At 71.6% G+C, this 22118-nt stretch carries 20 protein-coding genes; 6 read left to right on the forward strand and 14 right to left on the reverse strand.

Features of this window, described 5'->3' with window-relative positions; all coding sequences use genetic code 11:
• Positions 1-167: 167 nt before the first annotated feature.
• Positions 168-1703: a 3'-5' exonuclease gene (locus M6I34_RS03070; RefSeq protein ID WP_272484246.1), complete on the forward strand. Its 1536-nt coding sequence runs from the start codon at positions 168-170 to the stop codon at positions 1701-1703.
• Between the two features lie 49 nt (positions 1704-1752).
• Here the strand turns inward: M6I34_RS03070 and M6I34_RS03075 are convergent, their stop codons facing one another.
• Complete coding sequence (locus M6I34_RS03075) at positions 1753-2385, reverse strand: glutathione S-transferase family protein (protein ID WP_272484247.1); 633 nt, start codon at positions 2383-2385, stop codon at positions 1753-1755.
• Positions 2382-3260, reverse strand: a complete 879-nt coding sequence (gene yghU, locus M6I34_RS03080) for a glutathione-dependent disulfide-bond oxidoreductase (RefSeq protein ID WP_272484248.1) — start codon at positions 3258-3260, stop codon at positions 2382-2384. The genes M6I34_RS03075 and yghU overlap by 4 nt, the downstream gene beginning before the upstream one ends.
• A 241-nt stretch (positions 3261-3501) precedes the next feature.
• On the opposite strand from yghU, the gene M6I34_RS03085 reads away from it, so the two are divergent.
• The 3 genes from M6I34_RS03085 to M6I34_RS03095 all read left to right on the forward strand — a co-directional run bounded on the left by M6I34_RS03085 (position 3502) and on the right by M6I34_RS03095 (position 7782).
• Positions 3502-3897: a Flp family type IVb pilin gene (locus M6I34_RS03085; RefSeq protein ID WP_272484249.1), complete on the forward strand. Its 396-nt coding sequence runs from the start codon at positions 3502-3504 to the stop codon at positions 3895-3897.
• 130 nt (positions 3898-4027) lie between these two features.
• Complete coding sequence (gene mutS / locus M6I34_RS03090) at positions 4028-6742, forward strand: DNA mismatch repair protein MutS (RefSeq protein WP_418953431.1); 2715 nt, start codon at positions 4028-4030, stop codon at positions 6740-6742.
• Positions 6739-7782, forward strand: a complete 1044-nt coding sequence (locus tag M6I34_RS03095) for a hypothetical protein (protein WP_272484250.1) — start codon at positions 6739-6741, stop codon at positions 7780-7782. Before mutS ends, M6I34_RS03095 begins: the two co-directional genes overlap by 4 nt.
• On the opposite strand, the gene M6I34_RS03100 is transcribed toward M6I34_RS03095, so the two are convergent.
• From M6I34_RS03100 to M6I34_RS03140, 9 genes are read right to left on the reverse strand one after another with little or no spacing between them, the layout of a single operon-like run.
• A complete protein-coding gene (locus M6I34_RS03100) occupies positions 7736-8677 on the reverse strand; it encodes a COX15/CtaA family protein (RefSeq protein ID WP_272484251.1) in 942 nt (313 codons plus the stop codon). The two genes, M6I34_RS03095 and M6I34_RS03100, sit on opposite strands and share 47 nt — an antisense overlap.
• Positions 8674-10077, reverse strand: coding sequence for a cbb3-type cytochrome c oxidase subunit I (locus tag M6I34_RS03105; protein WP_272484252.1), 1404 nt, complete (start codon positions 10075-10077; stop codon positions 8674-8676). The genes M6I34_RS03100 and M6I34_RS03105 overlap by 4 nt, the downstream gene beginning before the upstream one ends.
• Positions 10074-10601 (reverse strand): hypothetical protein, encoded by a 528-nt coding sequence (locus M6I34_RS03110; RefSeq protein ID WP_272484253.1) that lies wholly within the window; start codon positions 10599-10601, stop codon positions 10074-10076. Before M6I34_RS03110 ends, M6I34_RS03105 begins: the two co-directional genes overlap by 4 nt.
• Positions 10594-12141 (reverse strand): hydrogenase iron-sulfur subunit, encoded by a 1548-nt coding sequence (locus M6I34_RS03115; RefSeq protein ID WP_272484254.1) that lies wholly within the window; start codon positions 12139-12141, stop codon positions 10594-10596. The genes M6I34_RS03110 and M6I34_RS03115 overlap by 8 nt, the downstream gene beginning before the upstream one ends.
• 9 nt (positions 12142-12150) lie before the next feature.
• Entirely contained in the window at positions 12151-12969 is an 819-nt protein-coding gene (locus M6I34_RS03120) for an SCO family protein (RefSeq protein ID WP_272484255.1), read from the reverse strand.
• On the reverse strand, positions 12956-13819 hold the full coding sequence (gene cyoE, locus M6I34_RS03125) for a heme o synthase (RefSeq protein ID WP_272484256.1): 864 nt from the start codon (positions 13817-13819) through the stop codon (positions 12956-12958). The genes M6I34_RS03120 and cyoE overlap by 14 nt, the downstream gene beginning before the upstream one ends.
• Before the next feature lie 26 nt (positions 13820-13845).
• Positions 13846-15552 (reverse strand): cbb3-type cytochrome c oxidase subunit I, encoded by a 1707-nt coding sequence (locus M6I34_RS03130; RefSeq protein WP_272484257.1) that lies wholly within the window; start codon positions 15550-15552, stop codon positions 13846-13848.
• 16 nt (positions 15553-15568) lie between these two features.
• Positions 15569-16111: a cupredoxin domain-containing protein gene (locus tag M6I34_RS03135; protein WP_272484258.1), complete on the reverse strand. Its 543-nt coding sequence runs from the start codon at positions 16109-16111 to the stop codon at positions 15569-15571.
• 18 nt (positions 16112-16129) lie between these two features.
• Positions 16130-16315: a hypothetical protein gene (locus M6I34_RS03140; protein WP_272484259.1), complete on the reverse strand. Its 186-nt coding sequence runs from the start codon at positions 16313-16315 to the stop codon at positions 16130-16132.
• Positions 16316-16503: 188 nt separating this feature from the next.
• Here M6I34_RS03140 and M6I34_RS03145 point away from each other — a divergent pair, with 188 nt between their 5' ends.
• Positions 16504-18417, forward strand: coding sequence for a 2Fe-2S iron-sulfur cluster-binding protein (locus tag M6I34_RS03145; protein ID WP_418953432.1), 1914 nt, complete (start codon positions 16504-16506; stop codon positions 18415-18417).
• 5 nt (positions 18418-18422) lie between these two features.
• Here the strand turns inward: M6I34_RS03145 and M6I34_RS03150 are convergent, their stop codons facing one another.
• Positions 18423-18896: an FKBP-type peptidyl-prolyl cis-trans isomerase gene (locus M6I34_RS03150; protein WP_272484261.1), complete on the reverse strand. Its 474-nt coding sequence runs from the start codon at positions 18894-18896 to the stop codon at positions 18423-18425.
• Positions 18897-18941: 45 nt separating this feature from the next.
• Between M6I34_RS03150 and M6I34_RS03155 the strand changes: the two genes are divergently transcribed.
• The gene (locus tag M6I34_RS03155; protein ID WP_418953529.1) at positions 18942-20150 is read left to right on the forward strand and encodes a ribosomal protein uL16 3-hydroxylase; all 1209 of its coding nucleotides are present in this window, start codon (positions 18942-18944) and stop codon (positions 20148-20150) included.
• 25 nt (positions 20151-20175) lie between these two features.
• Here the strand turns inward: M6I34_RS03155 and M6I34_RS03160 are convergent, their stop codons facing one another.
• Positions 20176-20955: an MBL fold metallo-hydrolase gene (locus M6I34_RS03160; RefSeq protein WP_272486587.1), complete on the reverse strand. Its 780-nt coding sequence runs from the start codon at positions 20953-20955 to the stop codon at positions 20176-20178.
• Between the two features lie 13 nt (positions 20956-20968).
• Positions 20969-22117, reverse strand: a complete 1149-nt coding sequence (bamC, locus tag M6I34_RS03165; RefSeq protein WP_272484263.1) for an outer membrane protein assembly factor BamC — start codon at positions 22115-22117, stop codon at positions 20969-20971.
• Position 22118: the final 1 nt, after the last annotated feature.

Below are 22118 nucleotides of genomic sequence, written 5' to 3' on the forward strand. Positions count from 1 at the left end.
TTCTGGGAATCTAGGCAAGGAACCTTACCGTTCGCTTACGCGCGCGGACGTCCGGGTCGCGCCGAACTCACGCCGGGTTCGCGCCGGGTTCGCGCCGGGTTTGCCGGCGCGGCCGGCCGACGCTACGCTGCCGATTCGGAAAAGCGGGAACGCGGAGACGGTCGAACATGCTCGGGAACGGTGCGCGCAAGGGCCTGCGGGCCAGGGTCCTGCTCCCATTCCTCGTATTGATGCTCGCGCCGCCGGCGCTGATCGGCGGCGCCCTCTATCTCGCCGCCGGGCGCCTGGAGCCCGGCGCAGCGCCGCACCTCGTGCTGTTCGGGGGCGCCGCCGCCTTCGGCCTCGCACTGCTCGCGGCACTGGTCTGGCAGCTGTTCGACACTCGGTTCGCCCGCCCGGCGCTCGCGCTCGCGCGCGACATGGAAACGATCGCTCACGCCAACGCCGGACACTCGGTCGACGCCGCTGCGGCGCAGCATCTCGGCCCGCTCGGGGAATCGGCCAGGCAGCTCGCCGACGCGCTCCAGCGCGCGCGGCAGGACGTGGCCGCCGAGATCGACGCGGCCACCCGGGCGGCGATGCACCGCCAGCAGCAGCTCGAGGCGGTGCTGCGCGACCTGCACGTGGGCGTGCTGATCATGAACGCGGGCCATTCGATCCTGCTCTACAACCAGCAGGCGCTCAGGCTGCTCAGGGCCCCTGCCGGCATCGGCCTCGGCCGCTCGCTGTTCGGCCTGGTGCAGGAGCAGCCGATCCGCCAGGCGCTGGACCTGCTCGACGCGGCGATCGCGACCCCGGACCGGCGACACGACCGCCGGGATGCGGTGGTCGACGTCTGGTTCCGCACCGCCGAGGGCGAGCACGCGATGTTCGGCCGAATCAGCCGGATCGCCAGTCTCGGGGCCGACGCCGGCGGCTACGTTCTGAGCTTCGACGAGGCAGTTCAGGGGGAGGAAGCCTCCCCCCGGATCGAGGCGGACGCCGGACCGGCGATCCGCGCGCGGGCGCCACGACTCGAGGAGGGCTCGCTGCCGGAAAGGCCCGAGTTCTACGACTTCGAACTGTTGTCGCGCCCGGTGCCCCGGGCCCAGCGCTCGGCCAGGCTTCGCGACCTCTGCTACGTGGTGTTCGATTCGGAGACGACCGGCCTGGAACCCTCCAACGGTGACGAGATCGTGCAGATCGCGGGGGTCCGCATCGTCAACGCCAGGGTGCTCACCGGCGAATCCTTCGACTCGCTGGTCAATCCGGGGCGGAGGATCCCCCCGGGGTCGATACGGTTTCACGGCATCACCGACGACATGGTCCGGGACGCCCCGCCGATCGAGCAGGTGCTGCCGCGCTTTCACCGATTCGTGGACGACGCGGTGCTGGTCGCGCACAACGCCGCCTTCGACCTTCGCTTCCTGCAGCTCAAGCAGGAGCGCTGCGGCCTGCGCTTCGACAACCCGGTGCTCGACACCGTGCTGCTGTCGGCCTTCGTGCACGACCACACGCACCGCCACACGCTCGACGACCTGCTCGAGCGCTTCGGCGTCTCGATCCAGGGGCGTCACACCGCGCTCGGCGACTCGCTGGCGACCGCGGCGGTGTTCGTCCGGATGATCGACCTGCTCGAGGCGCGGGGGGTGGTCACGCTGCAGGACGCGATCGAGGCCTCGAACCGGATGGTCGAGATCCGCCGACAGCAGGCGCGCTACTGATCCGCCGGGGCGCGCGGACCGCGCAGCAGCCAGGGCCCGTTGACGCCCGCTAGAGCGACATCGACGGCCGCTCGGCCATCGCCGCCCGCCAGCGCAGCAGATGCGGGTGCTGCTCGCCCGGCTTGAGCTTGACGATGCGCGCGAAGTCGACGGCGACCACCGCGGTGATGTCCGCGATGCTGAAACGGTCCGTCGCTACGAAGTCCCGGCCGTCCAGGCGGTCGTTCAGCATCGCGAAGAAGTTCGCCACCCTGGCCAGCCCCCGCGCGGCGAGCTCGGGGATCTGCGGATAGTCCACCGCGCCAGGGAGCGCCCGGTTCGCCATTGCGGGCGAGCTGTTGCGCAGCGCCTCGGCGATCGCAAGCAGCCCCTCGAACTCCATGCGCCAGTTCCAGCTCGCGATCTCGGCCTTCTCCTCCGGCGTGACCCCCATCAAGGGCGGCTCCGGGAAGCGGGCTTCCACCCAGGCCGCGATCGCGGCGTTGTCGGCCAGCACCACGCCCTCGTCGGTGCGCAGGGCGGGCACCGTGCACTGCGGATTGACCCGGCGATAGGCGTCGCCGAACTGTTCGCCGTTGCGCAGGTCCACCTGCACCGTCTCGTGGGCGACGCCCTTCTCGGCGAGCAGGATGCGGGCGCGGCGCGGGCTCGGCGCGGTCGCGCAGTCGTACAGGGTGATCATCCGGCGGCTCCGGTCAGCTTGTCCTGGGTCTTCGTTTCGAAGTCGCTCGCGTCGTGGCGCTCGTGCAACTGGCTGGACGGCTGTCCCCAGGTGCGGTTGACCATGCGGCCGCGGCGAGCGGCCGGACGCTCGGCGATCAGGTCGGCCCAGCGGATCACGTGACCGTATTCCTGTACCTGGAGGAACTCGCCGGCCTCGTAGAGCTGGCCCTTGACCAGCGCTCCGTACCAGGGCCAGACCGCCATGTCGGCGATCGTGTAGTCGTCGCCGGCCAGGTACCGGTTCTCGGCCAGGCGCCGGTCGAGCACGTCGAGTTGCCGCTTGACCTCCATCGCGTAGCGGTCGATCGCGTACTCGATCTTGACCGGCGCGTACGCATAGAAGTGGCCGAAGCCGCCCCCGAGAAACGGCGCGCTGCCCATCTGCCAGAAGAGCCAGGACAGGCACTCGGCGCGCTGGGCGGGGTCGGTCGGCAGGAAGGCGCCGAACTTCTCGGCCAGGTACACCAGGATCGCGCCCGACTCGAAGACCCGCACCGGCTTCGGGCCGCTGCGGTCGAGCAAGGCCGGGATCTTCGAGTTCGGGTTGACCGCCACGAAGCCGCTGCCGAACTGCGCGCCCTCGCTGATCGGGATGAGCCAGGCGTCGTACTCGGCGCCGGCATGGCCCAGCGCCAGCAGCTCCTCCAGCATCACCGTGACCTTTACGCCGTTCGGCGTGCCCAGCGAGTAAAGCTGCAGGGGGTGGCGCCCGACGGGCAATTCCTTCTCGTGGGTGGCCCCGGCGACCGGGCGGTTGATGTTCGCGAAACGGCCCCCGTTGCCCTGTCTCCAGGTCCAGACGGCGGGCGGCGTGTAGCCGGCGGAATCGGTCATGCGGCGGTCTCCCGGTTCGATGCGAGGCTCGACGATACCAGCGCAGCAGGCACGATGCCGATCTGCCCTGCTCCATGAACCCGCTCGATGCGCCCTGCTCCATGAAGCGGCTCGATGCGAATCAGCTCACGGCGGCCGCCTTCGGTCGGCGGGCATCGCCGCGCGTCGGGGTCGCGGCACGCGGACGCTCGCCTGCGGCTAGGCTGCTGCGATGTCGTACGAGCGCCGAGCGAGCCGTTACATGGCACCGATCGATACCGATTCCGCGGGACGCCACCGCCCCGGGGCCCGCGCGCCCGAACCGGCGCGCCGGCAGCGCGGGCTCGCGGCCATCGAATACGCGCTGATCGCCTCGCTGCTCGCGATGGCCGTCGTCGTCGGCGTTTCCGAGTTGCGCAATGCCACCGGCGGCGTCTACGGGAAGGTGGCCGACGCGGTCGGCAGCGCGGTCGGTGCCGGCACCGGCGACTTCCCCGGGGCGGCATCCGCGCCGGCCAGCGAAGGATCCAAGGCCGGCAGCGGAGCCTCCTCGGGAAGCGGCCATCCCGGCCGGGGTGGCGGCGCGGGGAGAGGCGGCGGCGCGGGCGTCGGCGGCGGCAAGCCGCCCGGGACGCCGGGCATCGGGCCGTCGCGCTGAGCCCGGCGGCCGCCGGATCCGTTCGGCGCGACGCACGCCTCCGCAACGAGCCCGGCTGCCGCCACTGACCCGCCCGGCGAGGGTTACGGCACGACCGGCTGGCATACTTTCGGCTACGACCGACGGCCCGATGCCCCGCGAAGTGCCCGCCCCCGACACCCTCCCCGAAGACAGCAAGCTCGAACACGCGCTGGCCGGCCACACGCCGATGATGCAGCAGTACCTGCGCATCAAGGCCGACCACCCGGAGCGCCTGCTGTTCTACCGGATGGGCGACTTCTACGAGCTTTTCTACGGCGACGCCGAGCGCGCGGCGCGGCTGCTCGGCATCACGCTCACCCGGCGCGGCGCCTCGGCCGGCGAGCCGATCCCGATGGCCGGCGTGCCGGTGCACGCGGTCGAGCAATACCTGGCGCGGCTGATCCGGCTCGGCGAGTCGGTCGCGGTCTGCGAGCAGATCGGCGATCCGGCCACGTCGAAGGGCCCGGTCGAGCGCAAGGTGGTGCGGATCGTCACCCCGGGCACGCTGACCGACGCGCAGCTGCTGCCCGATCGCGACGACCGGATCCTGCTGGCGGTGCTGCCCGGCTCGACGAGCGCGCCCGGCGGGCGGCTCGGGCTCGCCTGGATGGTCGTCGCCAGCGGCGAGTGCTGGCTGGCCGAGCTGGCTCCCGACGCCTTCGCGAGAGAGCTCGACCGGCTGAGGCCCGCCGAGGTCGTGCTGCCCGACGACGCGAAGCTGCCCGACACGCTCGCCGACACGCTCGCCGGCGCGGCCTTCGCCCGCGCCCCGCGCTGGCAGTTCGACGAGACCCGCGCCCGCCGCAGGCTGACCGAGCTGCTCGGCACCCGCGACCTGAGCGGCTTCGGCGCCGAGGAGCTCGGCGCCGCCGCCGCCGCTGCCGGCGCCCTGCTCGACTACGTCGAGCGCACCCAGGGGCAGGCGCCGTCGCACCTGCAGGGCCTGCGCGTGTTCGCCGGCGACGAGTTCGTGATCCTGGACGCCGCCGCGCGGCGCAACCTGGAGATCGTCGAAACCATGCGCGGCGACGACGGGCCGTCGCTGCTGAAGCTGCTCGACCGCTGCGCGACCAGCGCCGGCGGCCGGCTGATGCGCCGCTGGCTGCTCGAGCCGCTGCGCGCGCAGCGCGATGCGGCGCGCCGCCACGATTGCGTCGCCGCCTTGCTGGTCGACGACGGCGGCATGCGCTACGAGGCGGTGCTGGCCGACCTGCGCGAGCTGCCCGACCTGGAGCGGATCGCCGCCCGCATCGCGCTCCGCTCCGCGCGCCCGCGCGAGCTGGCGGCGCTGCGCGACGCCGAGCCCGCGATCCGCAGGCTGTGCGCGCGGCTCGCCGCCCTCGACCCGGCCCTGTTCGGCTGGCTGCTCGAGGCCCTGTCCGTGCCCGATTCGGCCTTCGCACCGATCGCGGCGGCGCTGGTCGACGAGCCGCCGGCGCAGGCGCGCGACGGCGGCGTGATCCGCGACGGACACGACGCCGCGCTCGACGAGCTGCGCGCGATCGATCGCGACTGCGACAGCGTGCTGGCCGCGATGGAGGCCCGCGAGCGGGAGCGCACCGGGATCGCGAACCTGCGCGTGGGCTACAACAACGTCCACGGCTTCTTCATCGAGGTCACCCGCGGGCAGTCCGACAAGGTGCCCGACGACTACCGTCGCCGGCAGACGCTGAAGAACGCCGAGCGCTACATCACGCCCGAGCTGAAGGCCTTCGAGGACAAGGCCCTGTCGGCCCGCGAACGCGCGCTGGCGCTCGAGCGCCAGCTCTACGACGCGCTGCTGGAGGCGCTGGCGCCGGCGGTCGCGCTGTGGCAGCGCGCCGGCCACGCCGCCGCGCAACTCGACGTGCTGGCGGCCTTCGCGCAGCGCGCGCACACGCTGCGATGGGTGCGGCCGCGCTTCTCGCCGGCGCCCGGCATCGAGATCCGCGCGGGCCGCCATCCGGTGGTCGAGGCCGGCGTCGAGCACTACGTACCGAACGACTGCGTGATGCGCGAGAACCGGCGCATGCTGCTTCTCACCGGCCCCAACATGGGCGGCAAGTCGACCTACATGCGATCGGTGGCGCTGATCGCTCTGCTGGCCTGCTGCGGCAGCTTCGTGCCGGCCGACGACTGCGAGATCGGGCCGCTCGACCGGATCTTCACCCGGGTGGGCGCCTCCGACGACCTGGCCGGCGGACGCTCGACCTTCATGGTCGAGATGACCGAGGCCGCTTCGATCCTGCATGCGGCCACCGAGCGTTCCCTGGTGCTGATGGACGAGATCGGTCGCGGCACCTCGACCTTCGACGGCCTGGCGCTGGCCCACGCGATCGCGGCAAGGCTGCTCGCGCACAACCGGTCGCTGACCCTGTTCGCGACCCATTACTTCGAGCTGACCCGGCTCGCGGCCACGCATCCCCAGGCGGTCAACCTGCACCTGGCCGCCGCCGAGCATCGCGGCGGGATCGTGTTCCTGCACGAGGTGCGCGACGGTCCGGCCAGCCGCAGCTACGGCATCCAGGTCGCGCGGCTGGCGGGCATGCCAGGCGCGGTGATCCGCTCGGCCGACCGGATGCTCGGCGAGCTCGAGGCGCGCGCCCGCGCCGAGGACGACCAGCTCGACCTGTTCGCGATGGCCCCCGGCGCGACCGGGGACGCCGGGCACGATGCCGGCCCGGATTCGACCGGCACGGGCAACGAGACCGACGCGACGCGCCGGCAGGCCGAGGCCGAGATCCTCGAGCGACTGCAGGCCGTCGACCCCGACTCGCTGAGCGCCCGCGAGGCGCTCGACCTGTTGTACGCGCTGCGCGACAAGCTCGGCCCGGCCCGGCAATGAGCGGCCGGCCGGCGCGCCGCCGGGCAGCCCGCGCGATCGCGATCGCACAGGTACTCGCGCTCGCGCTCGGGCTGCTCGCCGCCCGAGCGCTGCCGGCCGCCGGTGCGGCGGGATCGGCGACCAGCGAAGCCGGCGCCGCAGCCGGATCGCCGGCGCGCCCTGCCGAGGGCGCCTTTGCCTTCGCGCTGATCGGCGATGTCCCCTCGTTCCGCCTCGAGGAAACGATGGTCGACCGGATCCTCGGCGCCTTCGACGAGGACCTCGCGTTCGCGATCCACGTCGGCGACCTGAAGGGCGGCTCGGAGCGCTGCGACGATGCGCTGATCGCCGCCCGCAGGGCCCAGCTCGATCGCAGCCCGGTGCCGCTGGTCTATACCCCCGGCGACAACGACTGGACCGACTGTCATCGCGAGCGGGCGGGCGGTTTCGACCCGCTGGAGCGCCTCGAGGCGCTGCGCAGCCTGTTCTTCGCCGGCCCGCGGGCCCTGGGAGGACGCGGGCAGGCAGGCGGCGCGCCGGCGGCGCCTGCCCTGCGGAGTCAGGCCGACCTGAGCGCCGGCGGCCCGCCGGAGAACCTGCGCTGGCGCTTCGGCCGCGTGCTGTTCGTCACCGTGAACCTGCCCGGCAGCGGCGACGCGCGGCAGGTGGAGTTGCTTCACCCGGGCAGCAGCGAGCGTCGCCAGCGCTGGAACGACGCGTGGTTGCGCGACGGCTACGCGATCGCCGGGCGCGACGGGCTTGCCGCCGTCGTCGTGATCGGGCACGCGAACCCGGGCTTCGGCAGCGGCGAAAGGCGCTCGCACGCGGCGTTCCGGCGCACGCTCGTCGAGCTGTCGTCGCGCTTCGCCGGGCACACGCTGTTCCTGCACGGCGACACGCACCGTCACTCGGTCGAGCGCCTGGGCGAGCGCCTGCTCAGGGTCGAGAGCCACGGCTCGCCGTTCTCCGACCGGTGGGTCAGGATCGACGTCGATCCGGCCGCGCCGCAACCCTTCAGGGTGAGCTCGCGGCGAATCGATCCCGATCCGCCGATGCCCTGAGCCGGCGCGTCGGCGCCAGCACGGGCGTTGCGGCAGCGAGCGCGGCCAGCGCGGCGGCGATCGACATCGCGACGGCGTTGTGCAGGGTCGCGGTGACCAGCGGCAGCGAGCCGAGCGCGGTTCCGAGCCCCAGCGCCACCTGCGCCGCGAGCAGCCCCGCCAGCAGGCCGGTCGCCACTCGGCCGCTTCGTTCGCGCGCGCGCAGGCCCCGCCCCGCCGCCGCCAGCGCCGCGAGCAGGAAGCCCAGCGCCAGCGCCCGGTGCGCGAGGTGCAGGCCGAGCTGTTCCGCCTTCGGCAGCTCGCCGGGCAGCCGCGGGTCGAGCGCGGCGAGCGTGACCCGGGCGCCGTCCACGCACAGCCAGTCGGGGCAGGCCTCGACGGCCCCGCGCGAGCCGGTCATCGTGCCGGTGAGCAGCAACGCCATGAGCAGCACGAAGGCCGACACGGCCGGAAGCGACCGGCCCGTGCCCGGCCGGGCCGCCGCGATCCAGGCAAGCGCCGCCGCGAGCAGCATGCCTCCCGTCACGTTGCCCACCGTGACCAGCGGCAGGTCGTGCGGCGTGTAGCGCCCCAGCCAGGCCAGGAAGACCGTGTCGGCGAGCGCGACCGCCGCGGCCAGCCGCTGGCTGCCGTCGAAGGACTTCCAGCCGAACAGCGCGAGCAGCGCGACGAGCAGGCCGACCGCGGACGCGCTGGCGCGGTGCGCGAGCCGCGCCACGCGGATCGCCGGAGGCGGATCGGCCGGCGCTGCACCCGTCGCCGCGGGCGCGCCCAGCACCCGACCGCAGGCAGGCCAGGCTTCGCAGCCCAGTCCGCCCTGCCAGTGCCGGATCAGCGCGCTCGCCGCGGTGATGCACACGGTCAGCAGGCAGGCCAGCAGCGCGAGCTTCCTCATCGGCGGACCATCGCGCGAAGCACCACCCAGACGAACAGCACGCCGCCCGCGATCGCGACAAGCCCGCCCAGACCCATCAGGCCCATGCCGAGCACCTCCTGAGGCGTGCGCAGCACCTGCTCTGCGCCGGCGACCTTGCGCTGGACGCCGTAGCCGCCCGACCAGAGCAGGCCAAGGATGTGCATCAGCTGGCCGCCGGCGTACAGCCAGGGCTGCCACACCGCCAGCCTGCCCTGCGGCGCGCGGTACCCGAAGCGCGGCAGCAGCGCGTAGGCCAGCCCCATCAGCGCCAGCGTCACGCCGACGATCGAGCCGTGGTAGTGCGCCGGCACGCGGACGTCCGAGCCGCGGATCAGGAAACCGATGACGCCGCCGACCGCGAACAGCGCGAGCGAGCACACCAGCGCGGAACGCAAGGGCCTCTGCAGCGGCGACGGCGTGCCGCCTCGCGCAAGGGCCACGGCGAGCGCGAGCACCATCGGCAGGATCGCGAGCCCGCCACCGAAGCGCATCAGCCAGGTCATCATCCGCTGGTGCTCGATCGACAGCACGGTCCAGTTCAGGTAGATCAGCGGCGCCAGGAAGACGGAAAGCAGCGCGATCAGGTAGATCAGCGCAACGACGCGCGGGCGCAGCGGCAGCGGCGATCCGGCCAGCTGCGCGAGCCATGCCCAGCCGACCAGCATCAGCAGCGTCCAGGCAAACTGGATCACGTGCCCCGGCCCCCAGAAGAGCAGCTCGTAGTAGGTCGGCGCGTCGAGCTCGCGCGGCACCTCGGCGAAGGACCAGGTCAGCGCCAGCAGCGACACCGCGGCGGCGACCGCCGAGCCCTTGAGCCCGAAGCTCAACGCGTCGGCGCCGTCCATCCGCAGGCTCATGGGCGCCGGCGCCAGGAAGGCCCTCAGCACCAGCAGCGTGAAGCCGATGCCGATCACCCCGAGGCCGTACAGAAAGACGTGGTTGTCCAGCACCGGCACGTAGTTCGACATGATCGGCGTGGCCGGGCCGGTGAACGGGGCCGCCGCGATCAGGACCGCGCCCGCCGCACTGGTGAACAGGGCCACCCAGCCGAGCGATACCCGCCTGGACGAGCTGTCGACGGTCCAGAGCATGCCGGCCATCGCGATGAACCAGACCAGCACCGACAGGTCGACGTGCACGATCAGCGCGACCCGGAAGAAGTTCCCGGCCGGCACCCACTGCGCGAACCAGGGCGTGCGCGCCAGCACCAGCAGGATCGAGAAGATCCCGGCGCCGACCAGCGCGGCCACGCCCAGCCCCAGCCAGCCCGCCGCGATCGCGCGCTGCTCCCCTGCAGCGACCGGGAGGTCGAAGCGCTCGTCGCCTGCCGCCGACGCGAGCCGGCCCAGCGCGACCGCGGCCACGGAACCCGTCTTCATCGGATGATCACCCCGCCCTTGTCCGCCACGAAATCCACGAGCACGACCTGGCCGGGCGACAGCGTCACGCTGCGCTCGCCCTGGTGGTTGAAGCCCTCTACCCTGCGGTCGTCGTTGACCAGCACCTTCAGCCGATGCTCGCCGGCGGCGATCGGGATGCGGCGATAGGTGCTCGAGGCGCCATCCCTGCGCAGGCCCGCCGGCGGCACCACCTCGTCGTGCAGCAGCTCGCCGTCGATCTCGACCCGGATCCTGACCGGCGAGCGCTCGCGGCCGCAGTCCTGCTCGGCGCGCAGGTGCGGCAGCAGCTTCGCGAGTTCCTCGGCGCTGCGCGTGCGGCAGTCGGCCACGGTCTTGCCCGGATGCCGGAACGAGATCCGCAGCAGCGCCTGGCCCTCGTCGAGGTGGCGATAGGCCGGCGCGCTCGAGAACCAGCCGATGAAGGCCGCGAAGAGCGCGTACAGCACGCCCTGCGCGCCATAGCGGACCAGGCGTCCGGGCACGGGGTTCACGGTCTCAGCCACGTTCCCGCTCCCGGGTCGGGGAATGCGCGGCGGCCAGGGTGCCTGCGAAGGCCTGCAGGCCTTCCGCCAGGCCGGCATCCTCGCCGGCGGCCACCTCCAGCAGGCCGATCCGGGTCGAATCCGCTGCGGCGCGCAATCGGGGCTCGCGCTCGCCGCGCAGCCGCTCCGCGATCCAGCGCTCGCCGAACCGGTACTCGCAGTCCAGCGACGGGCAGCTCGCGACCACGACGCCGTCGGCCCCGTTGCGCAGCGCGTACTCGACGAAGGAAGGCGGGACCATGCCAGCGCAAGGCAAGGCGATCACCGCGGTGCGCGGACCGCCCGGCGGTTGCGCGGAGAGCGTCGCGCCCCGCTCGCACTCGAAGACGACGACGAGCGGCCCGGCCGCCTGCCGGCCGGCTGCCCCGGCCAGCCCGGCGTCCAGCCGCTCGCGCAGGTCGTCGACCGTCAGCCACGGAAGGTCGATGCCGCTGGCCAGCCGCTCGGCGCGCCGGAACGGCGTCGCCGACGGACAGGCGCCGGCGCAGATCCCGCAGGCCGCGCAGCGGTCCGCGTCGACGATCGCGATCTCTCCTCGCCCCTGCGGATGAGGCGCCATCGCGATCGCCGCGTACGGGCAATCGGCGAAGCACCGGGTGCAGCCGTTGCAGTGCGCCGGATCGACGACCGCCGGCGCCGGCCTGGGCGCCCTGCGCAACCACGGCGCGATCGCCAGCAGCAACGTCAGGCCCAGCGCGAGGGTCCAGACCGCCTCGGCGGTGCCGGCGTCGCTCGCGACCAGGGGCGCCAGGTAGAACCAGTCGATCGCGACCGCCGCGGGCAAGCGGCCCGGCTCGGCCGGCGGCAGCGAGGTCGCGGGCCAGGCGAGCGAAAGCGCGAGCAGCGTCAGCAGCGTCCGCAGCGCGAGCCCCCGGCTCACGCCGGTCCGCGGCCGGGTGATGCGCTGCACGTGGGCCCACATCGCCAGCAGCAAGGCCAGCGGCAGGCCGATGTGCAGGAAGGCCACCAGCGAGAACAGCCGGTCGGACACCGCCTCGGCGGCAATGAAGTTGCGCACCAGCGCCGGGCCGAAGCCGGGCAAGGCGCCGAACCACTCGGCCGTGGCGGTCGCCACGAACAACCCGAGCTCGTCCCAGACCAGCCAGTAGCCGATCGCCCCCGAGCCGATCGCCAGCCACAGCGTCGGCACGCCGCTGACCCACGAGTACCAGCGAAAGCCGGAGAAGCGCCCGAGCGCGAACTCGCGAACCAGGTGCAGCACGATCACGGCCACGAAGGCGTCGGAGCCGTAGCGATGCAGGCTTCGCATCAGCCCCCCGCCCCACCACTGCTCCACGGTCAGCCACTGCACCGAGCGCCACGCGCCCTCGACGCTGGTCTCGTAGTACACGTACAGCCAGCCGCCGCTGACCGCGATCAGCCAGAACAGCAGGAAGCCGAGGCCGCCGAGCTGGCGCAGCGGGTTGTCCTCGCTGCCGAACAGGCGGTCGCCGGCGCGCTCGAAGCTGCGCCATCCCGACGCGACCCGGCCGGCTCGCATGCCCGACGCTCACGCCCGCCGCGCCCGCCGCCCGCGACGCAGCTCGCGCAGCAGCACCCAGGCGATCGCGCCGAGCGTCGTGATCCCGGCGAAGAGCTCGAAGAACAGCGAATAGTCGACCCGGTAGCCGCCGGTGTGCGGATCGTAGACGGTGCAGTAGAGGATCACCTTGTCCCAGACGCTGGCCAGCGTGAACTGCCTTTCGGCCTCGCCGGACAGCAGCTCCTTGAGCGGCTGGACCAGCATCGGGATGTCGAAGCTTTCGCCGTAGACCTGCCGATACAGGACGCCGTTCGAGTCGACGATGCTCACCTGCAGCAGGTGGTCGAACCCGCCGCTGGTCGCTTCGTAGCTGAAGCCGAAGCGGGCGGTCAGCGCCGCGACGTCGGCCCGGGCAGGGCTCAGGAAGGCCCAGTGCGGATCGGAGATGCCGACCTGACGCGCGAACGCGGCCATCGCGGTCGGATCGTCGAAGGGCTGGTTGAAGCCGATCGACACGATGCGAAAGCGGTCCTCTCCGAGCGCCTCGCGGGCCACCCGCACCGCCTGCGCGAGAAAGCGCGTCGTGGTCGGGCAGACCTGGAAGCAGCCGGTGTACACGAAGCTGACCAGCAGCGGCTGGCCGCGGTAATCGGACAGGCGGACCTCCTTGCCCGAGCCGTCGCGCAAGGCGAAGTCGCCGACCTGGTTGCCGATCGCTGCCTGGCTGATCTCGAAGGCCCGGCGGACGTCGGACGGCGGGCCGGACTGCGCCGCCGCCGCGCCCGCGAGCAGCGCGAGCAAGGCCGACAGCAAGGGCAGCGTCCACAACCGCTCAGGCCATCGCATTGCGCATCCAGGCATCCGCGATCGTTCCCAGCAGCAGCAGCGACAACTGGATCAGCGAGGCGTGGAAGTTCGCCAGCGCAGTCGCACGGCCAGGTTCGCGGACCAGCGCCACGCTGCGCGCGACCAGAAGCCCGCCGCCGGCGGCCGCGCAGGCGAGGTACAGCCAGCCCGGCGACCACAGTGCCAGCGCCAGGGACAGGCCGACCATGACCAGCGCGTGCCCGAAGATCGCCCACGCCGCGAAGCGGTCGCCGCGCACCACCGGCAGCATCGGCACCCCTGCCTTGGCGTAGTCGTCGCGGCAGACGATCGACAGGCTCCAGAAGTGCGGAGGCGTCCACAGGAACAGCACGACCGCGAGCAACAGCGCCTCGACCGACAGGCCCGGTTGCACCGCCGCCGCGCCGGCGAGCACCGCGAAGCTGCCGGCCAGGCCGCCGATCACAATGTTCCAGGCGCTGCGCCGCTTCAGCCACACCGTGTAGACGATCGCGTAGACGAAGGCACCCAGGAAGGTGTACAGGGCGGCCAGCGCGTTCGTCGCGTACCAGGCCGCCGCCACCGCGATCCCGGTCAGCGCGACGATCAGCGCCAGCCAGCCGCCGTGATGACGGAACCGGCCGGTGACGAAGGGGCGCCGGCTGGTGCGCCCCATGCGCGCGTCGAGATCCACCTCGTGGAACTGGTTGAAGGCGCCGGCGGCCGACGAGGACAACAGCACCGCCAGCGTCAGCACGAGCGCCTGCCAGCCGCCGATCTCGCCGCCGGGCGAGACCATCAGCCCGGCGACGGCGGTCAGCGCGATCGCGACGCCGATCCGCAGCTTGAACAGATTCAGCAAGGCCTTCATGTCCCGCCTCCCCGTTCAGCCGCGGCTCAGCTGAGCCCCCAGACCGTCGACAGGTACTTCCAGTTGACGAAGTAGTACAGGACGAAGGCGGTCAGGAACACCAGCGCCAGCACGAAGGTGCCCGGCGCGGCGAAGCCGCCGCCGTGCCCGCCGTGCCCGGACAGCGCCGCCTGCACCGGCAGGCGCAAGGGCGTGATCGACGTGGTGTAGGCGCCGGCGTCGAGCTTCTTGCCGAAGAGCAGCGTGCCTACGGTGATGATGATGTACATCGCCCCGCCGATCACCGCGATCACCCCCGAGATGCCGCAGATCGCCAGCATCAGCAGCGCGGTGCCGGGGTACTCGTAGGGCAGCGACGCGCCGGCGAAGGTGATGTCCCAGTGCCGCCTCGGCACCCCCAGCGTGCCGGCCCCCATCATGGCCAGCGTGAACACGCCCATGCCGATCCCGAACACGTAAGGCTGCCACTTGGCCCAGCCCGGCAGGATCATCTCGCGGTTGAACAGCGTCGGCAGCAGGAAGTAGGTGATCGCCATGAACGCGAGCGTGGTGCCGAGCACGACCGTCGCGTGGAAGTGGCCGGGCACGTAGATCGTGTTGTGGATGATCATGTTCAGCTGCTCGGTGCCCATCATCACGCCCGAGATGCCGCCCAGGAAGCCGAAGCCGAGCAGCGAGATGAACATGCCGGAGAACACCGGGTTACCCCAGGGCGCCTTGCGCAGCCACTCGAACATGCCCTTGGTGAAGCCCTTCTCGCGCTGCGCCACCTCGATCGCGCCGGGTACCGTGAGGCCGTGGATCATCGAGGCCAGCACCGCCAGGTACATCGCGTAGCTGGTGTTGAAGATCTTCCACTCGGTGCCGACCGCCGGGTCGGCCAGGATGTGGTGCGCCGAGGCCAGCTGCAGGAAGCAGATGTACAGGAAGAAGGCGGTCCGGCTGACCCGCTCGGACATCGGCCGCGCGCCGAAAACGATCGCGGCGATCGCGTACCAGACCGCCACGTGCGCGCTGACGTTGATCTGCTGCGACGAGTGGCCGAAGGCCCACCAGATCACGCGGTACATCGCCGGGTCGATGTGCTTGATGTAGCCGACCGACCAGAGCCAGGTGGGAATCAGGATGATCGCGCCCGAGGCGATCGTGAAGATCGCGATGATGCAGGCGGTCAGCGCCCCGAAGGTGACCAGCGGGATCGAGCCCTCGTAGGTCTTCTCGGCCTTGGCCACGACCAGCGTGCCGAGGAACACGAAGCATCCGATCAGCGCGCCCACCGCGAACAGGATCAGCCCAAGGTAGAAGGCCGGGTGCGCGGGCATCGGCACGTACGAGGTCATCATGACCGTGGCGCTGCCGCTGAAGATCGCCACGTTGTAGGTGACCGTGCCGATCACCATCAGCGCGAACGCCAGCCACGCGATGCGCGGCGTGGCGAGCCGGCAGCGCAGCAGCGTCGACGAGCAGAAGTAGAGGATCGCGATCTCGAAGAAGATGATCCACGCCACCAGCATGTCGAGGCCGTGCGCGGTCAGGTACAGGTAGAAGTTGTCGGCGTCGATCAGGTGGATCGCCTGCCAGCGCGTGAGCACCAGCAGCAGCGCGAGCAGCCCGCCGACCAGCAGCGTGACCACGGCGGCCACCGCGTTCAGCTTGATCAGCGACTCGGCCGACTTGTGGAACTGCAGCCCCGTTCGGGGGCAGGTACGGAACAGCGCCTGTGCGGTTGCCATTTTCTCGCCCCCTTCCTCAGTCCTTCACGTAGAGCCGGGACACCATCTTGTGGTGCCCGATGCCGCAGAACTCGTTGCAGACGATCGCGTAGCTGCCGCTGCGATTCGGCTGGATCGTGATCACGTGCTGGTAGCCGGGCAGCACCTGCACGTTGATGTTCTCCGGTTGAAGCGAGAAGCCGTGCTGGTAGTCCATCGAGCTGAGGTGAAGCCGGTAGGTCTCGCCCTTCTTCAGCTCGAGGATCGGCCAGAAGGACCAGAGCCGGGCGATCAGGTAGACGTCGCTGCCGGCCGGCGGCGCCACGACCGGGATCTTCTCGTCGGTCTCGGTGCGCACCGTGTACTTGTCGGCCATTTCCTGGGCGGCCCGCTGGAACAGCTCGGGCTTGACCCTGTAGGTCTCGGGGGAGAGGTTCTGTCTTCCGTAGACGTGCCAGTACGGCATCATGAAGAACATCACCATGCACCAGACGAAGGCGATGGTGATCCAGATCAGCTCGACCTTGTCGATCGGCTGCTTCCACCAGATCCGCTGCTGCGGGGGCAGGATCGCGCTCATGTTCGGCTCCTCTGCCCGCTATTTCGCGAGCGGACTGACGGGCACCGTCGCGATCTCCATCACGCCCCACAGGATGTAGAGGACCGTGGGGATCGTGACGCCGAGGAACAACAACAGGAACGGGTTGTCGAGGATCTGCTGGAAGACCGGAACGCGTTCCGGCGGTGTGTCGGTTGCGCCCTGCTCCGGGATGCGATCGGCCATGACCCCCTCCTTGATATATTTTGTGCGTATCTTTATCGTGACTGAAAGCCGCCCAAAGTCAAGCGCCGGGATTGATCGGCATCAAAAGATTCAGGAGGTCGGCATGTAATGTCCCGGACGCCCCCACGGGGCCGGACGGCGCCCGCGGCGGGCTCCGACACGGGGCCGAATCCGATGCTTCGAGGGAGATGCAGGTGCTCGGGAAGATCCAGTCGGTGCTCCAGTGGTTCTTCCTGCGGATGGACGGCGTCGGCAATCGCGTCTTCGGCGAGCGCCTGAACCCGATGTACTACCTCGGGGCCACCAGCTACTGGATGTTCTGGCTGGTCGTGGCGAGCGGCCTCTACGTGTACGCCTTCTACGAGACCGGCGTCGACAAGACCTATGCGTCGATGCAGGCGATCACGCACGGCCAGTGGTTCGCCGGCGGCATCCTGCGCAGCGTGCACCGCTACGCGTCCGACGCGATGGTCCTCACGATGCTGCTGCACATGCTGCGGCACTTCGCCTTCGACCGGCACCGGGGTTTCCGAGCGTTCTCGTGGATCACCGGCGTGGTCGTGATGTGGCTGGTCTACGTGTCGGGCGTCAACGGCTTCATGCTGCCGTGGGACCGGCTCGCCCAGTTCGTCGTCGTCGCGACCACCGAGTGGCTCGACGCGCTGCCGGCGTTCCGGGGGATCCTGACCCGCAACTTCATCACCCCCGAGGCGGTGTCGGACCGGCTGTTCTCGCTGCTTTCCTTCCTGCACATCGGCATCCCGCTGGTCGTGCTGCTGGCGCTGTGGATCCACACCCAGCGCGTGCCGCGCGCCTCGCAGATGCCGCCCCGCCCGCTGGCGCTCGGGCTGGCGCTGATGCTGCTCGTGCTGTCGCTGGCCCGGCCGGTGATCGGCCAGGCGCCGGCCGACTTCGCGTCGTTCCCGGCGGTCCTCGACTTCGACTGGTTCTACCTGAGCGTCTATCCGCTGATCTACGCATGGGATCCGCTATGGCTCTGGGGCGCGCTCGCGGCCGGAACGCTGCTGCTGTTCGCCCTGCCCTGGTTGCCGCCCGCCCGCTACGCCCGCGGCGAGCCGCGTCGGATGACGGTTCACCCGGGGCGCGTCAGCGCTCCCGTGCGGCCCGGCGAGACCCTGCTCGACGCCGGGCTGCGGGCCGGCGTGCCGCTGCCCTTCGAGTGCCGCTCGGGCGGCTGCGGCGTGTGCAAGGCCACGCTGGTCGGCGGCGAGGTCGAGATGTCCGGCTACCAGAAGAGTGCCCTGTCCGACGACGAGCGCGCGGCGGGCCGGATCCTGACCTGCTGCGCGACCGCGGTGACCGATGTCGAGTTCGAGTACGAGGAGAACGCGGCGGCGCGCGGCGTCGCGATCGGTCACTACGCGGCCACGGTCGAGCGGCTCGAGAAACTGGCCCACGACGTGATGCTGCTCGCCCTGAGGCTGCAGGACGGGGCCAGGATCTCGTACGTGGCGGGGCAGTACGTGAACGTCATCCTCGAGGACGGCGCCCGCCGCAGCTACTCGTTCACCGCGCCGTCGGGCGAGACCGACCTGGTCGAGCTTCACGTGAGGCGGGTGCCGGGCGGCCGGTTCACGACCCGGGTGTTCGAGTCGATGAAGCTGGGCGACCGGCTCGAATTCGAAGGCCCGATCGGTTCGTTCGTGCTGCACGAGCCCAGCGACAAGCCGCTGATCTTCGTGGCCGGCGCGACCGGCTTCGCGCCGGTCAAGAGCCTGCTCGAGCAGGCGTTCAGGCTGGGCATCGAGCGCCCGCTCTACCTGTACTGGGGCGTGCGCCAGAAGCGCGACCTGTACCTGGCCGAGCTGCCCGAGCGCTGGGCCCGAGAGCACCCGAACTTCCGCTTCGTGCCGGTGCTCTCGGAGCCGGCCCCCGGCGATGCCTGGCAGGGCCGCACCGGGCTGGTCCACGAGGCGATCCTCGCCGATTTCCCGGACCTCACAGGCCTTGCCGTGTACGCCTGCGGCTCGGTCCGCATGGTCGAGGCCGCGCGGCCCGCCTTCGTGGCGCAGGGCCTGTCCGAGGACGCCTGCTATTCCGACGCGTTCGTCCCGGCGGGCGGCGCGGGCCCCGCGCGGTAGCGGCCTCAGCCCTCGCCGCGCGCCCGGTACTCGGCGATCTCGTCCTCGTCGGCCTCCGACACCTCGACGACCTTCAGTTCGAAGCGCAGCGCCATGCCGGCCAGCGGGTGGTTGCCGTCGAGCACGACCTGGTCGCCGGCGATGTCGGTCACGATCCAGATCCGGCCGTCGGGTGCCTCGCCGGGCACGCCCTCGAAGCCCATCCCCTCCTCGAGCTTCTCGGGCAGCGACTCGCGCGGCGCGAGCCTGACCAGCGAGGGGTCGTAGTCGCCGAAGGTCTGCTCCGGCTCCAGGTACAGGCTGGTCTCGAAGCCGGCGAGCCTGCCTTCGAGCGCCAGCTCGATCGGCTCGAACACGTCGCCGTAGCCGCCGTGCAGGTAGGTGATCTCGCGCTCGCCGTGCTCGACCGGCTCGCCGTCCGAATCGAACAGCCGATAGTGGACGGTGATCCAGCGATCCTTCGCGACCTCGAGTTCCAAACCTGCACTCCTTCCTATAATCGCCGGATGAAGACCAGCACCCGGATGTCCACCGCGCCGCGTCGCGGCTCGGAGCCCACCGCGCCGCGTCGCCGCCCGGAACCCGTGGCGCCGCTCGGCGGCCTCAGTGTAGACGACTTCATGCGGCGGCATTGGCAGCGCCGGCCGCTGCTGATCCGGCAGGCGATCCCCGGCTTCGCGCCGCCGCTCGACCCCGCACAACTGGTCGCGCTGGCGGCGGACGACGCGGTCGAGTCGCGGCTCGTGATGCGCCGCCGCTCGCGCTGGTCGCTCGCGCACGGCCCCTTCGAGGCCGACGAGATCCCGTCGCTGAAGGCGCGCGACTGGACGCTGTTGGTGCAGGGCGTGGACCTGCACTCCGACGCGGCGCACGGGTTGCTCGCGCGCTTCCGGTTCGTGCCCGACGCCCGCCTCGACGACCTGATGATCAGCCTGGCCGGCGACGGTGGCGGGGTCGGTCCGCACGTGGACTCCTACGACGTGTTCCTGCTGCAAGCCTGGGGGCGACGACGCTGGCGGATCGGCCCGGTGCGCAAGCCGCGGCTGGTGCCGGGCCTGCCGCTGAAGATCCTCGACGGATTCGAGCCCGACGAGGAATGGCTGCTCGAGCCGGGCGACATGCTCTACCTGCCGCCCGGCTGGGGGCACGACGGCATCGCCGAGGGGCCCTGCATGACCTGCTCGATCGGCTTTCGCGCGCCGTCGCGCCACGAATTCCTGGCCGCCTTCCTGGCCGAGGCGGCCGACGCGCCGGGCGGGCCGGACCCGCGATTCGGCGATCGCGGCCGGGCGCCGACCGCCACGCCGGCCCGGCTGCCCGACGATCTGGCAGCCACGCTGTCGGGGTGGGCGCGAGACTGGCGCCCGGATCCGGCCCGGGTCGACGAGTTCGTCGGCCGATACCTGACCGAGCCCAAGCCCTCGGTCTGGTTCGAGCCGCCGGCCCCGATGCCGCTCGCGCGCTTCGTGCGCGCCGCCCGCCGGAACGGCCTCAGGCTGGACCGGCGCAGCCGGATGCTCTGGCGCGGCGCGCGGCTCTACATCAACGGCGAGGCGCCCGCGGTACCCCGCGGCGCGCTGCGCCTGCTGCGCTCGCTCGCCGAGTCGCGCCGGCTGGACGCGCGCGAGCTTTCGGAGCTCGACGCGCAGGCGCCGATCTTCGGGCTCCTGCACGCCTGGCGCGAGGCCGGGTGGATCGCCGACGGCGCGGAGCCGTCCGGCCGGAGCGGTTGAAAGCGCACGTGTGAAGGCAGGCCGCTCAGGCCTGGTGCCAGTCCAGCCCCTCGGCCTGGTCGGCGACGCGAATGTCCTCGAGTCCGGCGTCGAGCACCGCGGCCAGGGCCCGCTGCGCCAGGTCCGGGCGGTTGTTCTGCTGGCTCAGGTGGGCGGCGACGACGGTCTTCAGCCTGCCGCGATCGATCGCGGCCAGGATCTCGGCGGCCTGCTCGTTGGCAAGGTGCCCCCAGGGGCCGCCGATCCGGCGCTTGAGCACCGGCGGATAGGCGGGGTTGTCGGCGAGCAGGCGCGGATCGTGATTGCACTCCAGCACCAGCGCGTCGAGCCGCGACAGCGCCCGCACGACGTGCGGCGTGCCGTGTCCCAGGTCGGTCAGCACGCCGAGGCGGGCGCGACCGTCGTCGAACACGTACTGGACCGGCTCGCGGGCATCGTGGGGCACCGGGATCGGTTCGACCCGGAACGGCCCGACTTCGAAGGGCTGGTGAGGATCGACGATCCGGACCAGCGTCTCGGCCCGGCCGACGCGGCCGCAGGCCTGCAGCGTGCCGTGGGTCAGGTGGACCGCGATCCCGTGGGCCGCCGCCAGGCGAAAGACGCCTCCGACGTGATCGCCGTGCTCGTGGGTGACCAGGATCGCCGACAGGCTGACCGGCTCGCAGCCGAGCGCGCGCAGCCTGCGTTCGGCCTCGCGAAGGCCGAAGCCGCAGTCGACGAGCACGCGGCGCGGCACGCCGCCGTCGTCGGTCTCGACCAACAGCGCGTTGCCTTCGCTGCCGCTGCCCAGGCTCGCGAAGCGCAGGCCTGCCACGGCCTTACTTCAGCTGTTCGTGCAGCAGCGTCAGGATCTTCGTGGCCGTGGTCCGGTCGATGCCGGCCACCGGCTTGCCCTCGCGATCGAGGACGGTCACGACCGTGGCGCTGCCCGAGTCGACCGCCCGCACCTGGAACTGCTGCGAGATCGGCTCTTCCTTGGCCCTGCCGATCAGCCGCGAGAAGAAGCCCGGCCGGGTGTTGGCCTGGCGGGCCTGCGCCTCGGGATCGATGTAGCGGACGAAGTACAGGCCGCGCGAACGGTCGCGATCGTCGACGGTGAATCCGCCGCGATCGAGCGCCAGCCCGATGCTGCGCCACGCGCGGTCGAAGGACTCGGCGATCTCGACCCTGGGCTGCTCGCCCTCGGCGAACAGCCTGGCCCGGGCGGGCGCCGGCGCGGCGGCCGCGGCGGTGGCCTGCTCGGCCCGCTCCTGCGTGGCGCCGAGCTTGACCATCATCCGTCGCATGAACTCGATCTCGAGCTCGGGGTCGCTGGGCCTGGGCTGCCAGATCGTCTGGTCCTGCTCGGCGGTGGAGTAGACCTCGACCATCCCCCGGTGGCTCACGTAGATCTCGGTGCCGCCCTGCCCCTTCTCGATGCGGGTGCGGAACTTGTCGCGCTCGCCGGTGGAATACAGCTGGTCGACCGCCTTGCCGAGCGTGCGCCGGATGAAGTCGAGCGGGATCTTCGCGCGATTCTCGGCCCAGTCGGTCTCGAGGATGCCGGTCTCGGGAGACTCGGTCTGGATGATGAAGCCGGACTCCTGCCAGAACTCGCGCAACAGGATCCAGGCTTGCTCCGGCGGCAGTTCGGTGACCAGCCAGCGATCGCCGCCCTGCCGCTCCATCCGCACCCCGGCGGTGGCGGGCAGCACGGTCGCAGTTCTGGCCGGTTGGGCCGCGGCGCGGCTGCGCTCGTAGCCGGAGGCGGTGCGCTCGGCCTGCGCGCTGTCGGGAATCGCGAAGCGGCCATCGCCGCGAGGGCTGGCCAGGTCGGGAGGAATGTCGAGCGGCGGGCGCTTGGCGCCGGCCGACTTGTAGTCGATCCGACTGCGCTCGTCGAGGTATTCGTTGATCGAGCAGGCGCCGAGCGCCGAAATCGCGGTGGCGAGCGCCACCAGCCTGACCAGGTACGCGGCGGCCTTCATC

This window comes from Zeimonas sediminis (assembly GCF_023721795.1).
Taxonomy (GTDB): domain Bacteria; phylum Pseudomonadota; class Gammaproteobacteria; order Burkholderiales; family Burkholderiaceae_E; genus Zeimonas; species Zeimonas sediminis.